Raw genomic sequence first — 16,074 nt, 5'->3', positions numbered from 1 at the left:
GAAACCGGGGCTGGGTCAGTTACTGGGGAATTGAGCGGTGCTTCGGGTGTTTCAGATGGAAGCGCGCAGCAGCAGACCTAGCCCGGTAGAGCGGGCTAGTAGTAGCGATAGGATGGTCTGGGCGCGGTACATGGTGCGCAATAGGAACATATTATTGGGACCGCGTCAAGCGCGGCGCAGTGAAGGACGCGCCGACCGGTGGGGCTTATCGCTGCCGGGGCGCGCTGGGACCCGAGCCGGTCATGCCAGTCACCTGGGTTTCACGAAACGCAATGTCATGCGATCCGATTCGCCGATCGCCGCGTATTTCGCCCGATCGACGTCGTGGCCTTCATATGTGGGCGGCAGCGACCACACGCCGTTCGGATAATTTTTCGTGTCGCGGGGATTGCTGTTCACCTCGCTTTGGCCAGCCAATTCGAAACCGGCCGCGCGCGCGTGTTCGATGACATAGGCTTCGGTCACATAGCCGGTGTCGATGGTCTGTTGCAGGGAGGTGCCCGGCGCCGCGCGATGTTCCTCGACACCGAGAATCCCGCCCGGCTTAAGTGCCGCGTAGAAGGCGCGCAGGTTCGCGTCGATCTCGCCGTCCTTGATCCAGTTGTGGATATTGCGGAAAGTCAGCACCTGGTCGACGCTGCCATCGGCCGGAAAGCCGCTGAACCGGCCCGCTCGCAGCGTGCCGACCACCACATTGCCGTAGATGGCCGGCGTGGCCGCCAGCTTGCGCGCGAATGACGCCCGGCCAGCCCGCTCCTCTGCTGCCGATGCGGCGTCCGGGCTGTCGTATTGCACCTCGTACAGTTTTCCGTGGTCGTGCAGATAGGGCGCGAGTATCTCCGTGTACCAGCCGCCACCGGGCGCGATCTCCAGCACGGTTTGCGACGACGTCACGCCGAAGAATTGCAGCGTTGCTTTCGGATGGCGGTAGACGTCGCGTGCGCGGTTCTTGTCGCTGCGCTGCGGCCCGGAAATTGCGGTGTCGAGCGAGGCTGAATCAGCCGCCGCGGAGGAGGTCGACGCCGTCGGGGCGGCGCAGGCGGCGAGCAGCAGCGCCGCGCTCAGTGCCGCGAGCGTGAAACGCAGCGCGCGGGCTTGGGGAGTGGGGTGGGTGTTCATGGCACCCATTATCGGGCGCGATCCGTCTGGAAAGAAATCGCCAATCGGCATAACGATATGCACCGGCGGTATTTGCCATGTCGTGGGGGCTTCGGTTCAAGCTTTCAGGCTTCGGCGCGACCACCCACACGCCGCCCATGACCCGGCGACCGGATCGCCGGCCCCACGTCTGGCTCAGAGACCGAACACGATCCGCAACGTATCGTTCTGCACGATCACAGAGACGCCGATGACCAGCAGGATCAGCGGCAGCAATGCGGTGCCGTAACGCCGCATCGGCGCGCCCAGCAACGGATGCTCCACCAGCCATACCGCGCCCGCGCACCAGAGGCCGATCATCGCGACGAACACCAGCGAGATGAACACACTCTCGCTGTGCGAATGGCCCGCGTACAAGGGTACGTAGACGGCGAGATTGTCCGAGCCGTTGGCGACCGCCACACACGCGACTGTCCACCATGACGAGCCTGCGCCGGCCGTAGCCGGTGGGGCCGGTACACTCGAGCGCGCCGCGGCCGGCCCCTGTTTCTCCCGATCGGCGTTGCCTGGGCGAAAGCGCGTCCACGCTTTGCCCAGACCCACCCCGATCGGCAAAATGCCGAGCAGGCCGACATAGCCGGTGGGTAAGCGCGTCAACAAGGCGGCGAGCAGTATCGCCCCCACGATCAGGGCCAGCGAACCGGCAAACTGCCCGGCGATCACGCGATGCCGCTGACCGCCCGCTTCCGCAAGGAAGGCGAGCAGCACGAAAAGGTTGTCGATATTGGTGGCGGCGTAAGCCGCAACGGCGAGCAGGGCAAGGCTGAACATGCGGGAAAGCCGGTTAATGCACAATGGGAAAACGGATCTGCACCCGTGAAGCAGGTCCAGCCGAAGAGGCTGGCAGCGCGCTGGAGGCATGGCGGCCGGTCAACACGATGCCGATGCAAGGCGTCGCGGTCAAGCCGTCTCTTGAGCCTGTGCGATGCGTGCGTTCTGCGGTTCAGTATGTGGGTTTATCCGCTTCACGTGCAGAGCGGTGTCATGCTGTCCTGTCCTGTCCTGTCCTGTCCGCGTCCCTGTCCCTGTCCTTGTGGCCCGCGCGATGCCGATCCGGCAGCCCGTAAGCTACAATTGCCGACGGATTGAAAAACGGAACATCAATGAAGATTCGGATTCTCTCTATCGCCTGCGTCACGATTGCCGCCACGCTGCTGGCGGCCTGCACGGCCGTCTATAAGAACTCGGACGCATGCGAGCAGTTGATGCGAAGCAAGCTGGCTGAAACGTCGTCGGCGGATACGCTGAAGATCGCTCATACGGGCGCCGGTATCGACGGTTCGCGGGTGGTCGTCGAAGGATCGATCGAGCATGTGACGACGGCGTCGGAGGTTGCGGCTGCTTCGGCGGCGTCCGCGGCCGCTTCCGCGGCGCAGGTGGCGAATGCGCCACGCCCGGTCTCGGGCGTGCGCGCGGCGTCCGCAGTGTCGGCGGCTGCCTCGGCTTCGGACGCTGCGGCTACCCCCGGCGTGACGGCTGCTTCGGCTTTGGACGCTGCGGCTACCTCCGGCGTGACGGCTGCCCCGGCTTCGGGTGCTACGGCCGCTTCGGCGAGCCTCGCTGCGTCGGGGGCTGACGCAGCCTCGCTTAAATCGGCCAAGCCGAAGAAGACCCGCACGGCGGCTGCCGCCGAGTGCACGTTCCACGGCTCGGCGCTGAGTGTATTCAGCTGGTTGGCGCCGGCAAAGCTTGCCACGCCGCCTGGTCACGACAACGAAGCCACCGAGTAGCAATTTCGGTTGCGCCTGTTGCCGCGCGGCTGACGCCCCGAGTACCTCATGCCGTGCTCAACGAACACGGCATGATCCGGCTAGCGCCAGACGAATCTCAAGCCGCCCCATTCGCGAGGCGGCTTTTGTTTTGGTGCATCAGTTCAAGCACGCATTCGCCGAACGCCTGCGGCCGCCCTTCGAAGCAGCGCTGGACCGCCTGCGTATCGATCAGGCGCTGCCGCAGCGCCGTGCGCTCGTCGTGCTGGTCGATCATGCGCACAGCCGCAGTGATATACGCCTCAAGGCTGTCCGTGGTGGTCCACGACGGCATGCCCACGCGCTCGAACAGCGCGCCGTCGATCCGCTCGAACACTTCCGGTCCGCGTTTGCATACGCCGGGCAAGCCGAGCGTCAATGCATCGACAATACCGTTGGTGTTGCCGAACGGAAACGGGCTGAGGAACAGGTCGGATTGATTGACGCGCGCCAGATACGCCGCGTAGTCGTGAAAATCGTGCACGACGGCGCCCGGCACCGCTCGCGCGATGACCTCACGCAGACGGTCGAACGGCAGACCGGATGGCGCACCGCTCATAAAGTGAAACTCCACGGGTGTCGCGGCACGCGCGCCGATTGCGCGGCATGCATCGAGAAAGCCGGGATTGAGCTTCATCGCGCTGGCGGTAATGATGATCTGCAGCGTCTCGCGCGGCGACGGAATCTGCGCGACGATATCCGGCAGCGCAACGGACGGGCGGTACGGTTGCCCGTCTTTCGGCAGCTTCATGAGTTGTTCGCTGAAGCAGGCCGGGTCGCCGACATAATCCTCCTCGACGCTGACGTAGTCGATCCTGTCGGAATGCGTGGTGGCGGGATGGCCGAGCGCCGCGATCTGCAACGGCGCGATGCGCAGGTTGGACATGAACACCGTCAGCACGAACATGCCGACGCTCGGCATGTACAACACGTCCGGTTGTTCGGCCTCGGCAAACTCGCGAATCGTCTTCAGGCACTCGCCGATGTAGTCCGGCTGCTCCAGTTCGATGAAGCGGTCGAAGACGTTCCGTCCCACTTCGTCGAGGGCGTAACCGAAGCCGAAGCCCACCACCTCGAAGTGCTCGCGCGCGGCTTCGAGCGTACGCGAGTGCGTGCGGTAGATCGAATGGGCGCCGCTGAACCACTCCAGCACGACCACCATCAGGGGCTTCTTGCCGCGCCGCGGTTTGCCTTTGGCAGGCACGCGCTTTGGCGCGGGCAGGTCGGTCAGGCCGAGTTGCGCGAGCTTGCGGCGCACCAGCACATTGATGTCCTGCTTGATCGCATGCCGGCGCGGCGTATCGGCATAGCTGCAGAACATATAGGCGTTGTGCAGCACGGCCGAGGGCAGATCGTCGAGGTCGTCGATCTGCTGCAGCTTGCCGGGCAGCCATTCCAGCAGCGCCTCACGCTTGAGGTGCGCGCTCGGCGAGCCCTTGAAGACCGGTGCCAGCAAAACGAGGGCGAGACAGGCTGCGATGGTTTTGTCGTACGCCCAGAGCGCCGCGAAGTCGAGTTCCAGTTCGGACTCGGTCGAATAGAGCACGCATAGCTTCTCGATGAAGCTGTCACCCGGCAGAAACTGGGCATCTTCCGGGCCGCGGGGATTCAGGTAACGGGCGATGTGGTCCGCATTGCCGGACGCCGTGGCCGAGAATAGTGTGCCGATCCATTCGTGCAGGGTGAGAAACAGTCTGTAGCACTCGGTGGATGGCCGGAAATCCGGGTCGGCGAACAAGGTCGACACGGCGCTTGTCAGGCGCGTGCAGAAACGCTGGCGTTGTTCTTCGGGAGACAGGTCGGTCATGCCCGAGGCTTTGAAGCTCGCGTTCAATTCGCCGCGCGTTTGTTGAAGGAGTGCGAGCGCGGCGATGAGCTGGATTGAGGCTTGTGCATGCTGCCGCGTGTAGACGAGTTGCTCGAAATGGTCGAGTGAAAAGGTGACTTCCATCGTTTTGACTATTGTTAGATATGCAGGACTAACGATAACGAGATGACGCTAGCCGGAAACGACGATTATTGCAGTCAGGGTGTATCAAATAAGCTGGGGATGAGAATTGGGGAATTTTCCGCGCGGGAAAATCCGATCGGCTTGTAGGATTTCTTCTGTTTTGGCACGGGAGTTTGACCCATGGCAGGGGAAACCTGCTCAGGCGCTCAATCGAACCCGCCTGACGCCGCTGTCTTGCGCCAAGGCGGATCCCTCCGACATTGAGCGCTCAGAACGCGTAATACGGACCCGGCCCGGCCGAGGTGGCGCGCGACGCGATCGCCGTATAGACCCGCCGTCCGAAAAAGAACGGCAGGCCCCAGCCGAAGCTGTTGCTGGCGATGCCGGCAAGATTGTTGAACGCATTATTCGACGACGCGAACAACGCGCGCGAATTGCCGATCGCAAACGACACGGTGTTCGACGCGCCATCGGTACCCACGATCGAGGCGCTCGCTGTTTGCGTCGAGCTCGGACAGTACCAGAAGCCGCATTGCGGGAATTGGCTGCTGCTGAAGAACAGACCGTTTGAACCGCTGTCCACGTAGCTCGTTGCATATGTCTGGCCAGCGCTGCTGGTGACAACATAGCCCGTCTGCGCATTCGCCTTGACCACGCTCGCGCCGCCGAGCGTGTTGTTCGCCTGGGTGCCGATGCCGAAGATCAGCGAGCCTGACACGCTGGCCGCGCCCGCATCGGCGATGGCCGGCAGGTCGATCACCACGCCGTTGTTGTCGAGCGCGAATCGGCTGACTGGATTGGTGACCTGTTGCGCGAGCGCTTGCGTACTCGCGAGGCAGGCGCCACTGGCGTCGCAGCGGTAATACCAGCGGGGCAAAGCGGTATTGACGCAACCACTGCCGCAGTCGGCTGCGAACAGGCCGACGCCGAGAATGCCGTTGGCCCTCAAGGTCGCGACGGTTAGCATCGACGGGCCGGAGCCGGCGCAGTCGGCCGGCACATTGGGCAGCGTGGGGTCGGCGATCAGCTGGATCGGAAGTGAGGCGGCCAGTTGGCCGGCCATCCGCACGTCCGCGCTACGCACCGCGCCCCACGCATACCCGCCGCCGAAAACCGCGCACTCGCCAGCCACCCCGCTGCCCGAGTTCACCGCCGCGAGCGAAAGGCTGGCCGGCAGCGCCGACGCGAGAATCCGCAGGCCGTGCGAGCCGGTGTCGACCTGAATATTGTCGATCGTCGCGCAGTTGCTGGTGCCGGGCTGGCAGACGGTGACGCTGGTCGTCAGCATGTTGCGCGTCAGACCCGGTGCGGTGTTGACCGCAATGGGCTGGACGTTCGGGGTGCTCGATTGCGGCACGGACGTGGCTGTGCTGGAGACGCCGCTCCCGGATGGTGCGCTGTTGCCTGGCGAGTTCGCTGCGCCCGGACTGCTGGCCGGGCTCGCCGCCCCTGCCTGTGACGAGGCGGCGGTGCCGCCGCTGCCGCCGCCGCAACCGGCGAGTGCCGCGCTGAGGAGGAGCAGGGCGTGGAGATGGGAAGGGGTCTTCATGAGTTTGCCGGCATTCGGATCGTCGAGTTGTTTTTTTGATGGCGTGCGCGCGGTGTCGGCGGAAATTCAGCGGAAATCGCCGGTCGTGACGCCGGGCGGCAAGGCTGCTGGCAGCCACGCGCGTCCTGCATAGCCGCGCATCGGACCGCCGGATTCGACGATCACGTCCGGGCGAACCACCCGCGACGCATGCAGATTGCCGTCCGGCGCCGACGCTGCGGCGCCCGTCCGGTAAGAGTCGGCGTACGGTCCCAGCAGCGCGCGCAGATCCGGCATGGTCGGGCCTTGCCACGTGTAAGCGATGATCTGGCCGGTATTGGTTGCGTACTCGTTGATGGTGGTATTGCCCGCATCGGTCAGCGTGCGCAGGCGTAAGGCGCCGTTCAGCAGGGTTTGGGGCGGCGCGAGCGCCGAATCCGCCTGGCTGGGCATCGTGCCGCCCAATTCGGCATGCCCGTCGGTGCTGACACACAGCAGGGCAGCCACCATGGCTGGGACGGCGAGGGCCGGCGAAAAAGAAGGATTTGGCATGGCAACCTGTCTCGCTATTGAAACGCTCAAGTTTTATTGAGATGTCCAATTCAAGATAACACTCAGGTTTCCTGATCGTTGCCAGGAACGGCGCACGGCGCGTCAGCCAATCTCGAAAATAGCGTGCGACGAGGGTGGAAAGTGCCTTTTAAAACAATGATCTGACAATGAGGTAGGGGATGCCTTGCAGACTCTTGGGAAGTGTTGTGAATTGTTAAATCTGCGACTGCGGGAGAGGATCGCCGCCACCAGGCGAGACGTTTTTCTGCAACGGGAGGCTCGCACCGCGCAGCGCTTTGCCGGTATCCAGGCCATTCGCCGCAGTGCGTGTTTTGCGCGCAGTGAACTGCTCAATTCATGGGCAAGCCCCGGTTTTTGCACATGTCTCGCCGGGACCGGTAAAATGTTGGGTTGATCCACGGAAACTTGCCGTGGCGTAGCGGAAGGATTCCCCGAACATGACTGATCTTCGTCTTACCAAGCGGTTTGCAGTAATGCTGATGGCAGGCGGTCTGGTCGCCGGCTGCGGCACCTCGTCGCCGACCAAAATCGACTACAGAAGCGACTCAAAGTCGAAGCAAGTGTCACTTGCCATCCCGCCGAACATGATCGATGAGACGGCCGATCAGCGTTCGTTGCCCCCGCAAGGCGGCGAAACCTCGCTGTCCACGCTCCAGCAGGTCCAGGCGCAAGCACCGGTCGCCAATACCCTGACGGTGGTGCCGCCGGTGAGCGGCATGCACATCCAGCGCGACGGCAAGGAAAGCTGGCTCGTGATCGACGACAAGGCACCCGACCAGGCATGGGCGCAAATCCGCCGTTTCTGGCAGGAACAGGGTTTCCTGCTGGTGGTCGACCAGCGCGACAAGGGCGTGATGGAAACGGACTGGAACGAAACGCACGCGCAGATCAACGAGGGCCTGATCCGCGACACGCTGTCCAAGGCAATGGGCAACAGCTATGTGAGTTCCGAGCGCAACAAGTATCGCACGCGTCTCGAAACGGCGCCGAACGGCGGCACCTATGTGTTCATCAGCCAGAAGGGCATGCGCGAGGCGATTACCGGCACGAACAACGATTCCACCAAGTGGGAACCCAAGGCGAACGATCCGGGTCTCGAACAGGAATACCTGAAGCGGCTGATGGCAGCGCTGGCGCTGGCCGATTCGCGCACGAAGTCGAGCGATACGCAAAGCGCCGAGCTTTCGCCGGCGGGTGCGCAAGCGGCGCCGAACGCGGCTACGGCGGGTGCGAAGTCGGCGGCTGCGGCCACGGCGGCGCAAAACGTCGCACTGTCGGCGCAAGCGCCCATGTCGGATGACGCGGCGAACAACACGCCGGCACAGTTCTCGTCCACCGAGCTGACGCTCGGCGAGCCGTATGACCGCGCGTGGCTGCGTGTGGGTCTTGCGCTGGACCGCAGCAACTTCACCGTTGACGATCGCGACGCAAGCCGCGGTTTGTACTTCGTGCGCTACGTCGATCCGAAGGATCTGACGTCGGCGGAGCAGGGCTTCTGGAGCCAGGTGTTCCACGGCAAGAAGGAAAAGGTCGCCAAGCAGTATCTCGTGAACGTCCGCGCGGTGACGCCTGACCAGACCCGTGTCGCCGTGGTCGACGACAAGGGCGCTATCGATCAGAGCCCACAGGCCAGGCAGATCATGAGTCTGATGGTCGACCAGTTGCACTGAACGAAGCTGTAGCAAGCAGCGAACGCTGTCTGAAAACCCGCCCGGCATGCAGTCCGGGCGGGTTTTTTTATGTCCACTTTTTTCCCCGGCGCCGCAAGCCGTTACGCAGCCGTCATGGCGCGCATGTGTTTTGCTTACCGTCTGAAACACCGGTATGAACCGGCGCTCAACGGGAGATGGCTATGTTCGACGTGATTCCTTACTGGATGTGGGCGGCGAGCTTGCTCGTCCTGGCGCTCATATGCGGTGCCGCCTTGGCGCCACGCGAGCCGCGCCGGCCAACGGGTCTGCGAGTCAGGCAGCCGGCTTCGCAACGCACGAAATGGCCGGCGCCTTGATGTTTGATTCGCTTCAAACGCATGAAGCGGGACGGCGCGGCCGCCACTGTGCGGCCGCATGTAACGTGACGTTACCCCGGTGACGTAACTCGCAAATCCCCTTTCGCCAATCCTGTCAACATGCTTTCGTTGCAAAAAATGACAATAAAAATCAAAGGCTTACGAATAATTTCTAGTGTAGTCGCATAGCTGGCACACAAGCTGCTTTTAAAGACTCATGGGGCCAGATTCGTAACATCCGACGTGAGTTTGCGGCGAGTTTCAAATCGGCGATTCCCAGACCCTTTCAGCACCGGCGGCCGAGCCGGTGCTTAGCCCGATGATGGCCTGCGCGCGTGGCGCGCGGTCTCGGTGGCCCCGTCGCCTATCCTCGTAGGGCGACGGTTTCGCCCGCACTCCAATGGAGTGCGGGCTATTTTTTGGGGTTCTCGGAATGGGTTGCCAGGCCGCCGAGGCCGTGAGCGGTGCAGGACGGGAAAGCGGCGACGCTGAAGGAGGCGTCGCGCGACGCGGTTTTCAGGTGTCGGCGCGGCGCGGTCCGACCCACGGCAGACGTTTGATCGCGCCGGTGGCAAGCGCGGTGCCGACGAGAATCACGCCGCAGCCTTCCAGCATGCCCGGCGACACAGTTTCGCCGAGAAACAGCGCACCCCACAGAATGCCGAAGATCGGAATCACGAAGGTCACCGTAATCGCGCGTGCCGGCCCGACCACCGCGATCAGATGGAAGAACAGCATGTAGGCCACGCCGGTACACGCAACACCCAGCGCGATGACCGCGCCCCAGGCGTGCAGCGAGATCGGCGCAGCCGGCCAGTAGATGGCGGCGAGCGGCAGCAGCACGATGGTGGCGCCGATCATCGTGCCGGTCGCGACGGTCAAGGCGTCCACGCCGGTCAGGTGGCGCTTCGTGTAATTGGCGGCGATGCCGTACAGCAGCGTGGCGCCGAGCGCGGCAGCCGCCGCGAGCGCGGTGGACAGCGGCGTGGCGGCTGACCCGTTCGGTGCGGCGATCTGGTCCCACACCAGCATCAGGACGCCGAGGAAGCCGATCACGAGACCGACCGTGCGCAGCGCGCTCAGGCGGTCGCGCAGCCATAGAAAGCCGACGAGTCCGCCCCACAGCGGCGTGGTCGCATTGATCACGGACGTCACGCCCGCCGACAGCGTCAGCTCGGCATACGCGAACAGGCAGAACGGCGCCGCCGAATTCAGAATGCCGACCACGAGGAGTGGGAAGGCACGCGTGCGCAGGATCGTTGCGGACTGGCGCCACGGCCGCCGCGCGATCAGCACGATGGCGAGGAAGACTGCGCCGATGCCGACACGCAACGCCATCAGCGGCGCAACGCCGAAGTCGGTCACGCCGACGCGGATAAACAGGAACGAAGCGCCCCATAGGGCGGCCAGGATCAGCAACTGGAGCAGGTTTTTGGCATTCATTGTGATGGCGCCGCGCGCGGTTGAGTCGAGACGCATGCGCATCGTAGCAGCGCGATCGCGCGAAACGTTTCAGGCTGGAATGAAACGGCAAGATTCGGGAGATGAAGGGCGTCTGCCAGTCGTCATCGTAAGCGCAGTCGAGCCGGCTGCAAAACGAGCAATTCTCACGCTTATGTGAGAAAAATTGCGATGAGATTGGCGCGATGAGGATGCAATTGCGGGCCTGGTGGGGTGTGCGCCTGCAGAGCGTGAATTATTTTGCGGCAGCGCACCAGCCGACCACCATGCCGAGGTCAACTGGCTGACCGGACCCATCGCGCGCTCCGCCGCTTCAAGGCATTGGCAAGCGCACGCAGCTACGCCGACGGGCAAAGCACACCTTAGTGCGGAATCATCCCTTGCAGGAAGTTTTGCTGCACCCACACCAGCACGCCGAGGATCACCGTCAACAGAATCGAATGCTTGAAGGTCTTGGCGAACACCACGCCTTCCTTGCCTTTGAGGTCGGTCGTCGCCACGCCGGTCGAGATGTTCTGCGGCGAGATCATCTTGCCCATCACGCCGCCCGACGAATTGGTCGCCGCCATCAGGATCGGGTTCAGGTTCAACTGATGGGCCGCCACCACCTGCAGGTTGCCGAATAGCGCGTTGCCCGAGGTGTCGCTGCCTGACAGGAACACCGCGACCCAGCCGAGGAACGCCGACACCAGCGGGAAGAACGGTCCGACCGACGCGGCGCCGAGCCCGAGCGTGTAGGTGAGCCCCGAATAGTTCATCAGATAGGCGAGTGCGACGATGGTCGCCACCGTCAGAATGGCGATGCGCGTCTGGACCCACGTGTCGGCAATAGCCTTGCCAAATTCGCGCACCCCCAGACCTGTCACGAACGACGTGATGATGGCGGCCACCAGAATCGCCGTGCCGGTGGCGAGCGGCTGGAAGTCCCACACCGCGCCATACGGCGTGTTGTACAGGGTGATGAACACGGCCTTGTCGAGGCCCGGCCAGGGTAGCTTGACGTCGCCGATCAGGAAGATTTTGGCGATGGTCCAGACGATCACCACCGCCGAGACGATGATCCACGGATACCAGCCCTGGCCGCCGCTGATCGTGCCGCGCACCTCGCCCACGCGATCGATGTTGATCGCGAACTTTGGATCGGCGACGGGCTTCCAGACACGCAGGAACGCGATCGTCAGGATCAGCGAGACCAGCGACGACAACACGTCGGTCAAGCTGTAGTTGACGTAGTTCGCCGTGACGAACTGGGTCAGCGCGAAGCTCGCGCCCGACACCAGCAGCACCGGCCACACGCGCAACATGTTACGAAAGCCCGCATATACGCCGATCACGTAGAACGGCAGCAGCAAGGCGAAAAACGGCAACTGCCGTCCGACCATTTTGGCGAGCGAGTCGGCCGGCAGGTGCGTGACCGCGCCGAGCACCGTGATCGGTACGCCCAGCGCGCCGAACGCGACCGGCGCGGTATTGAAGATCAGCGTAAAGGTGAGCGCTTCGAGCGTGGGGAAACCGAGCAGGATCAACAGCGAACTGGTGATTGCGACTGGCGTGCCGAAGCCGGAAATCCCTTCGAATAGTGCACCGAAAGAAAAACCGATCACGACCAGCACGACGCGACGGTCGTTCGGCAGGTTATCGATCATCCACATGCGGAAGGCTGCGAAGCGGCCCGAGCGTTGTGAGATGTTGTAGAGCAGAATCGCAGTGAACACGATCCACATCACCGGCCAGCAGGCGAACACCGCGCCGTTGGCCACCGAAGCGGCCGCGAGTCCGACAGGGAACTGCCAAACGAAGATCGCCACGATCAGCCCGACAATCAGGCCTGCGAGCGACGCCTGCCAGGCCGGCCGGCGCGCCCAGCCGAGCAACAGCAACACGACAATGATCGGCAAGGCGGCGACGAGAAACGACGGCAATAGCGAATTGCCGACGGGAGTGAGTAGTTGGTGAAACATCATGTCTCCTTAGTTGTTGTTTGATTCGACGCGGGACTACGCACTACGCGGGGCGCGTCGCTCTGGCAGGACGGCTGGGCGCCGGCGGCGCGTGCAGGACGCGCCGGGTCGCTTAATTAAACGGATACTGCGTGTGGCTTTCCCAAGCATAAGTCGCGGTTGGGGCGCGTCAAGAAGGGAAAGTACGGGCAAAGGAGAGAATGAGACGCCGCGCCTTGCGTGCCGAAATCGCCGCGGCATGATGCGCGCGAGGCCAGTCCGGCGTGTACTGGCGCGTGCTGGCGGGCATGCCGATTTTTGGGCAACACACGGGGAGTGCACGTTGTGCGGCATAGGTCGGTCCAGTGCCCGGTTAGCCGCAGGCACTGGACCCGTCAAAGCAGGTCAGCGAGATTCAGCTGTGGGGTTCAGCTGTGAGGTTCAGTGCCAGTGACCGTGGCCCCCCCAACCGCCATGGCCCCCCCAACCGCCGTGGCCGCCCCCCCAATAGCCGAAGCCGATCGAGACCGACGGCCCGTACCAGCCGGGGTAGCCGTAATAAGCAGGGTAGGCCGGGTAGACCGGCGGCGGATAGTAGGCGGGATAGGCGGGATAAGCGGGATAGGCAGGAGCAGCATACACGGGCAGTGGCGGCTGAGCGACCGCATAGGTTGGCGGCTGGGATTGTGAATCGGCCTGCGCGTGCTGCGCCGCTTGAGCCTGCTGTTGTTGCGCGGTGGCCGGATCGCCGGCAGTCCCGACGGCACCATCCTGCTGCACGCCATTGGCCGGGACGGTGCCGTAAGCGTAATACGGGTAGTAGCCTGGGTAGTAGCCGTAAGGGTAATAGCAGCCGGATAGCGTCAGCACGCAGGCTGCGCCGGCAAGCGCGATGCCCGTGTGGGAAAGACGGGGCAAGCCGGGCGGCAAGCGCCGGCTGATTGTGCAGAGAGAGTTGATGACGCGGGACTTCATGACGCGCTCCTGTTTACATCGGACGCCGCCATCCGGGGCGTAATGTCTTGAGCTTACGCCCCTGTCGCGCCGGCAGGATTGCAAAACCGTAACGGCTTATTTCACGTCATTGCGAAGCAACCGGCATAGCGCCGGTCGCCTTTGTTTTGCCCGCACGCTCGTCAGCGCGTGCATCTTCGTTGTTCATCGTTGAGACGGTTGGCCTATTGCACCACCTTCCCAAGGGACGCGTCGCCAGCGTTTACTTGCCGACCTGGTTACCGATGATGCCGCCTGCCGCCGCACCACCAATCGTCGACAGTGCATTGCCGCCGATCACCGCGCCTGCGGCGCCGCCCACGCCCGCGCCGATTGCCGTATCGCGTTGCCGCGTGGTCATGCCGTCACACGCGGAAAGACTGGCGACAACCGCGCCGATTGCCGCGAGCGTACCGAGTTGACGAATCGATTTCATGATGCTGACTCCGTTCATTGTGTCTGGAAATGGTTGTGTGGAAATGGACAGATCACCTCCCGTCCTTGCATTTGATCTTAGCGCCGCAGCCCGTATCCAGATGTGTGAGCTTGTCAGCAGACTGTCGGTTTCGTAATCAAATGTTTCCTTTCAGTGAGCATGCAGCGTGCCCGCCCGCGCAGAAACGCGAAAGCCCGCCAGTGGCGGGCTTCGGTGCTGCTATGCCGTGATGCGAAAGGCTCGAACAGCGGGCGCGTACTCATGCGCCCGCGTTTCCGACCCTTACTGCCGCTGATAAATCTCAGCGCCTTTCTTCATGAACTCGATCGACTTCACTTCCATGCCTTTCTTCAGCGCTTCGTCGTCGGAGACGCCTTGTTGGGCGGCGAATTCGCGCACGTCCTGGGTGATTTTCATCGAGCAGAAGTGCGGGCCGCACATTGAACAGAAGTGCGCGACCTTGGCCGAGTCCTTCGGCAGCGTTTCGTCGTGGAATTCGCGTGCCTGGTCCGGATCGAGACCGAGATTGAACTGGTCTTCCCAACGGAATTCGAAACGCGCCTTCGACAACGCATTGTCACGCACCTGCGCGCCCGGATGGCCCTTCGCCAGATCGGCGGCGTGCGCGGCGAGCTTGTACGTGATGATGCCGGTCTTGACGTCGTCCTTGTTCGGCAGACCCAGGTGTTCCTTCGGCGTGACGTAGCAGAGCATTGCCGTGCCGAACCAGCCGATCATCGCCGCGCCGATGCCCGACGTGATGTGGTCGTAGCCCGGAGCGATATCGGTCGTCAACGGTCCCAGCGTGTAGAACGGTGCTTCGTCACACCATTCCAGCTGCAGGTCCATGTTCTCCTTGATCAACTGCATCGGCACGTGGCCCGGACCTTCGATCATCGTCTGCACGTCATGCTTCCACGCGATCTGCGTGAGTTCGCCGAGCGTCTTCAACTCGCCGAGTTGTGCTTCGTCGTTGGCATCGTAGATCGAGCCGGGACGCAGGCCGTCGCCAAGCGAGAAGGCCACGTCGTACGCCTTCATGATTTCGCAGATGTCCTCGAAGTGCTCGTACAGGAAGCTTTCCTTGTGGTGAGCCAGGCACCACTTCGCCATGATCGAGCCGCCGCGCGAGACGATACCGGTCATGCGCCTGGCCGTCAGCGGCACGTATTGCAGACGCACGCCCGCGTGAATCGTGAAGTAGTCGACGCCTTGTTCGGCCTGTTCGATCAGCGTGTCGCGGAAGATTTCCCACGTCAGGTCTTCCGCCTTGCCGTTGACCTTCTCCAAAGCCTGATAGATCGGCACCGTGCCGATCGGCACCGGCGAATTGCGGATGATCCACTCGCGCGTTTCGTGAATGTGCTTGCCGGTGGACAGATCCATCACCGTGTCGCCGCCCCAGCGGATCGCCCACGTCATCTTGTCGACTTCTTCGCCGATGGAGGAGGTCACCGCCGAGTTGCCGATGTTCGCGTTCACCTTCACGAGGAAATTTCGGCCGATGATCATCGGCTCGCTTTCCGGGTGGTTGATGTTGTTCGGGATGATCGCGCGGCCGCGGGCGACTTCTTCGCGCACGAATTCCGCGGTGATTTCCTTCAGACCGTCCGGACCGAAAGCGCTCGCACCGAATGCCTGGCCCGGATGCTGGCGGCCCATCATCGCGGCGAGTTTTTCGCCGTTCGGACCGCTCGTCTTCAGGCTTTCCAGATACGCGGCGCGTTGCTGGTTCTCGCGAATCGCGATGTATTCCATTTCCGGCGTGATGATGCCGCGACGCGCGTAGTGCATCTGCGAGACGTTCTTGCCGGCGATCGCGCGGCGCGGCGTGCGGTGCAGGCCCTGGAAGCGCAGATCGGCGGTGGCGGTATCGGCGGCGCGTTCGCGGCTGAAGTCGCTCGACAGGCCCGTCAGCGCTTCGGTGTCGCCGCGCTCTTCGATCCAGGCTTGACGCAGCGCGGGCAGACCGGCGCGGATGTCGATTTTGGCTTCCGGATCGGAGTACGGTCCCGATGTATCGTAGACATAGACCGGCGGATTCTTCTCGCCGCCGAAACTATCCGGCGTATCCGCCTGGGATATTTCGCGCATCGGCACGCGAATATCGGGGCGCGAGCCAGTCACGTAGACCTTGCGGGAATTCGGCAGCGGCGCGACAGCGGCGGCATCGACGTGGGCGTCGGCGGAAAGGAACTTCGGGTTGGCGTTCATGCGGATCTCCTCTGTCGACCGGAGTTGGCGCGTTAGCGCCTTACTCCGGTCCCATGCAACTTGT

General features: G+C 63.2%; 12 protein-coding genes. 2 read left to right on the top strand and 10 right to left on the bottom strand.

From position 1 onward, the window contains the following. Window positions 1-249: 249 nt before the first annotated feature. Both AYM40_RS13775 and AYM40_RS13770 read right to left on the bottom strand, forming a co-directional pair. Entirely contained in the window at window positions 250-1,128 is an 879-nt protein-coding gene (locus AYM40_RS13775) for a class I SAM-dependent methyltransferase (RefSeq protein ID WP_063496700.1), read from the bottom strand. A 165-nt stretch (window positions 1,129-1,293) separates the two neighbouring features. Next, window positions 1,294-1,929 (bottom strand): cadmium resistance transporter, encoded by a 636-nt coding sequence (locus AYM40_RS13770; protein WP_063496699.1) that lies wholly within the window; start codon window positions 1,927-1,929, stop codon window positions 1,294-1,296. 332 nt (window positions 1,930-2,261) lie between these two features. On the opposite strand from AYM40_RS13770, the gene AYM40_RS13765 reads away from it, so the two are divergent. Beyond that, entirely contained in the window at window positions 2,262-2,888 is a 627-nt protein-coding gene (locus AYM40_RS13765; RefSeq protein WP_063496698.1) for a hypothetical protein, read from the top strand. A gap of 97 nt (window positions 2,889-2,985) precedes the next feature. Here the strand turns inward: AYM40_RS13765 and AYM40_RS13760 are convergent, their stop codons facing one another. From AYM40_RS13760 to AYM40_RS13750, 3 genes are all read right to left on the bottom strand, one after another. Then, window positions 2,986-4,857, bottom strand: a complete 1,872-nt coding sequence (locus tag AYM40_RS13760) for a hypothetical protein (RefSeq protein ID WP_063496697.1) — start codon at window positions 4,855-4,857, stop codon at window positions 2,986-2,988. A 268-nt stretch (window positions 4,858-5,125) separates the two neighbouring features. Beyond that, window positions 5,126-6,406 (bottom strand): DUF3443 domain-containing protein, encoded by a 1,281-nt coding sequence (locus AYM40_RS13755; RefSeq protein ID WP_063496696.1) that lies wholly within the window; start codon window positions 6,404-6,406, stop codon window positions 5,126-5,128. Window positions 6,407-6,472: 66 nt separating this feature from the next. Continuing rightward, on the bottom strand, window positions 6,473-6,937 hold the full coding sequence (locus AYM40_RS13750) for a DUF2844 domain-containing protein (RefSeq protein WP_082855081.1): 465 nt from the start codon (window positions 6,935-6,937) through the stop codon (window positions 6,473-6,475). A gap of 458 nt (window positions 6,938-7,395) precedes the next feature. Here AYM40_RS13750 and bamC point away from each other — a divergent pair, with 458 nt between their 5' ends. After that, entirely contained in the window at window positions 7,396-8,628 is a 1,233-nt protein-coding gene (gene bamC, locus AYM40_RS13745; RefSeq protein WP_063496694.1) for an outer membrane protein assembly factor BamC, read from the top strand. A gap of 854 nt (window positions 8,629-9,482) precedes the next feature. On the opposite strand, the gene AYM40_RS13735 is transcribed toward bamC, so the two are convergent. The 5 genes from AYM40_RS13735 to thiC all read right to left on the bottom strand — a co-directional run bounded on the left by AYM40_RS13735 (window position 9,483) and on the right by thiC (window position 16,010). Next, window positions 9,483-10,409: a DMT family transporter gene (locus AYM40_RS13735; RefSeq protein ID WP_063498011.1), complete on the bottom strand. Its 927-nt coding sequence runs from the start codon at window positions 10,407-10,409 to the stop codon at window positions 9,483-9,485. A gap of 380 nt (window positions 10,410-10,789) precedes the next feature. Beyond that, window positions 10,790-12,388 (bottom strand): L-lactate permease, encoded by a 1,599-nt coding sequence (locus AYM40_RS13730; protein WP_063496692.1) that lies wholly within the window; start codon window positions 12,386-12,388, stop codon window positions 10,790-10,792. A 420-nt stretch (window positions 12,389-12,808) separates the two neighbouring features. After that, window positions 12,809-13,342, bottom strand: coding sequence for a hypothetical protein (locus AYM40_RS13725; protein WP_063496691.1), 534 nt, complete (start codon window positions 13,340-13,342; stop codon window positions 12,809-12,811). 241 nt (window positions 13,343-13,583) lie between these two features. Continuing rightward, window positions 13,584-13,796 carry a glycine zipper 2TM domain-containing protein gene (locus AYM40_RS13720; RefSeq protein ID WP_063496690.1) on the bottom strand — a complete coding sequence of 71 codons (213 nt, stop codon included), beginning with the start codon at window positions 13,794-13,796 and terminating at the stop codon, window positions 13,584-13,586. 282 nt (window positions 13,797-14,078) lie between these two features. Continuing rightward, window positions 14,079-16,010: a phosphomethylpyrimidine synthase ThiC gene (gene thiC, locus AYM40_RS13715; protein ID WP_063496689.1), complete on the bottom strand. Its 1,932-nt coding sequence runs from the start codon at window positions 16,008-16,010 to the stop codon at window positions 14,079-14,081. Window positions 16,011-16,074 lie beyond the last annotated feature (64 nt).

The sequence above is a fragment of the Paraburkholderia phytofirmans OLGA172 genome (assembly GCF_001634365.1).
In the GTDB taxonomy this organism is placed as follows: Bacteria; Pseudomonadota; Gammaproteobacteria; order Burkholderiales; family Burkholderiaceae; genus Paraburkholderia.
Note: the sequence above shows the minus strand (reverse complement) of the source record. Positions and strands in the feature narration are given on the sequence as shown.

What these genes read in the sequence shown, in the direction of transcription:
- AYM40_RS13730 (WP_063496692.1), bottom strand. Translation starts at nt 12,388, where the DNA reads ATGTTTCACCAACTACTCACTCCCGTCGGCAATTCGCTATTGCCGTCG.
- AYM40_RS13755 (WP_063496696.1), bottom strand. Translation starts at nt 6,406, where the DNA reads ATGAAGACCCCTTCCCATCTCCACGCCCTGCTCCTCCTCAGCGCGGCA.
- AYM40_RS13720 (WP_063496690.1), bottom strand. Translation starts at nt 13,796, where the DNA reads ATGAAATCGATTCGTCAACTCGGTACGCTCGCGGCAATCGGCGCGGTT.
- bamC (WP_063496694.1), top strand. Translation starts at nt 7,396, where the DNA reads ATGACTGATCTTCGTCTTACCAAGCGGTTTGCAGTAATGCTGATGGCA.
- AYM40_RS13735 (WP_063498011.1), bottom strand. Translation starts at nt 10,409, where the DNA reads ATGAATGCCAAAAACCTGCTCCAGTTGCTGATCCTGGCCGCCCTATGG.
- AYM40_RS13765 (WP_063496698.1), top strand. Translation starts at nt 2,262, where the DNA reads ATGAAGATTCGGATTCTCTCTATCGCCTGCGTCACGATTGCCGCCACG.
- thiC (WP_063496689.1), bottom strand. Translation starts at nt 16,010, where the DNA reads ATGAACGCCAACCCGAAGTTCCTTTCCGCCGACGCCCACGTCGATGCC.
- AYM40_RS13760 (WP_063496697.1), bottom strand. Translation starts at nt 4,857, where the DNA reads ATGGAAGTCACCTTTTCACTCGACCATTTCGAGCAACTCGTCTACACG.
- AYM40_RS13750 (WP_082855081.1), bottom strand. Translation starts at nt 6,937, where the DNA reads ATGCCAAATCCTTCTTTTTCGCCGGCCCTCGCCGTCCCAGCCATGGTG.
- AYM40_RS13770 (WP_063496699.1), bottom strand. Translation starts at nt 1,929, where the DNA reads ATGTTCAGCCTTGCCCTGCTCGCCGTTGCGGCTTACGCCGCCACCAAT.
- AYM40_RS13775 (WP_063496700.1), bottom strand. Translation starts at nt 1,128, where the DNA reads ATGGGTGCCATGAACACCCACCCCACTCCCCAAGCCCGCGCGCTGCGT.
- AYM40_RS13725 (WP_063496691.1), bottom strand. Translation starts at nt 13,342, where the DNA reads ATGAAGTCCCGCGTCATCAACTCTCTCTGCACAATCAGCCGGCGCTTG.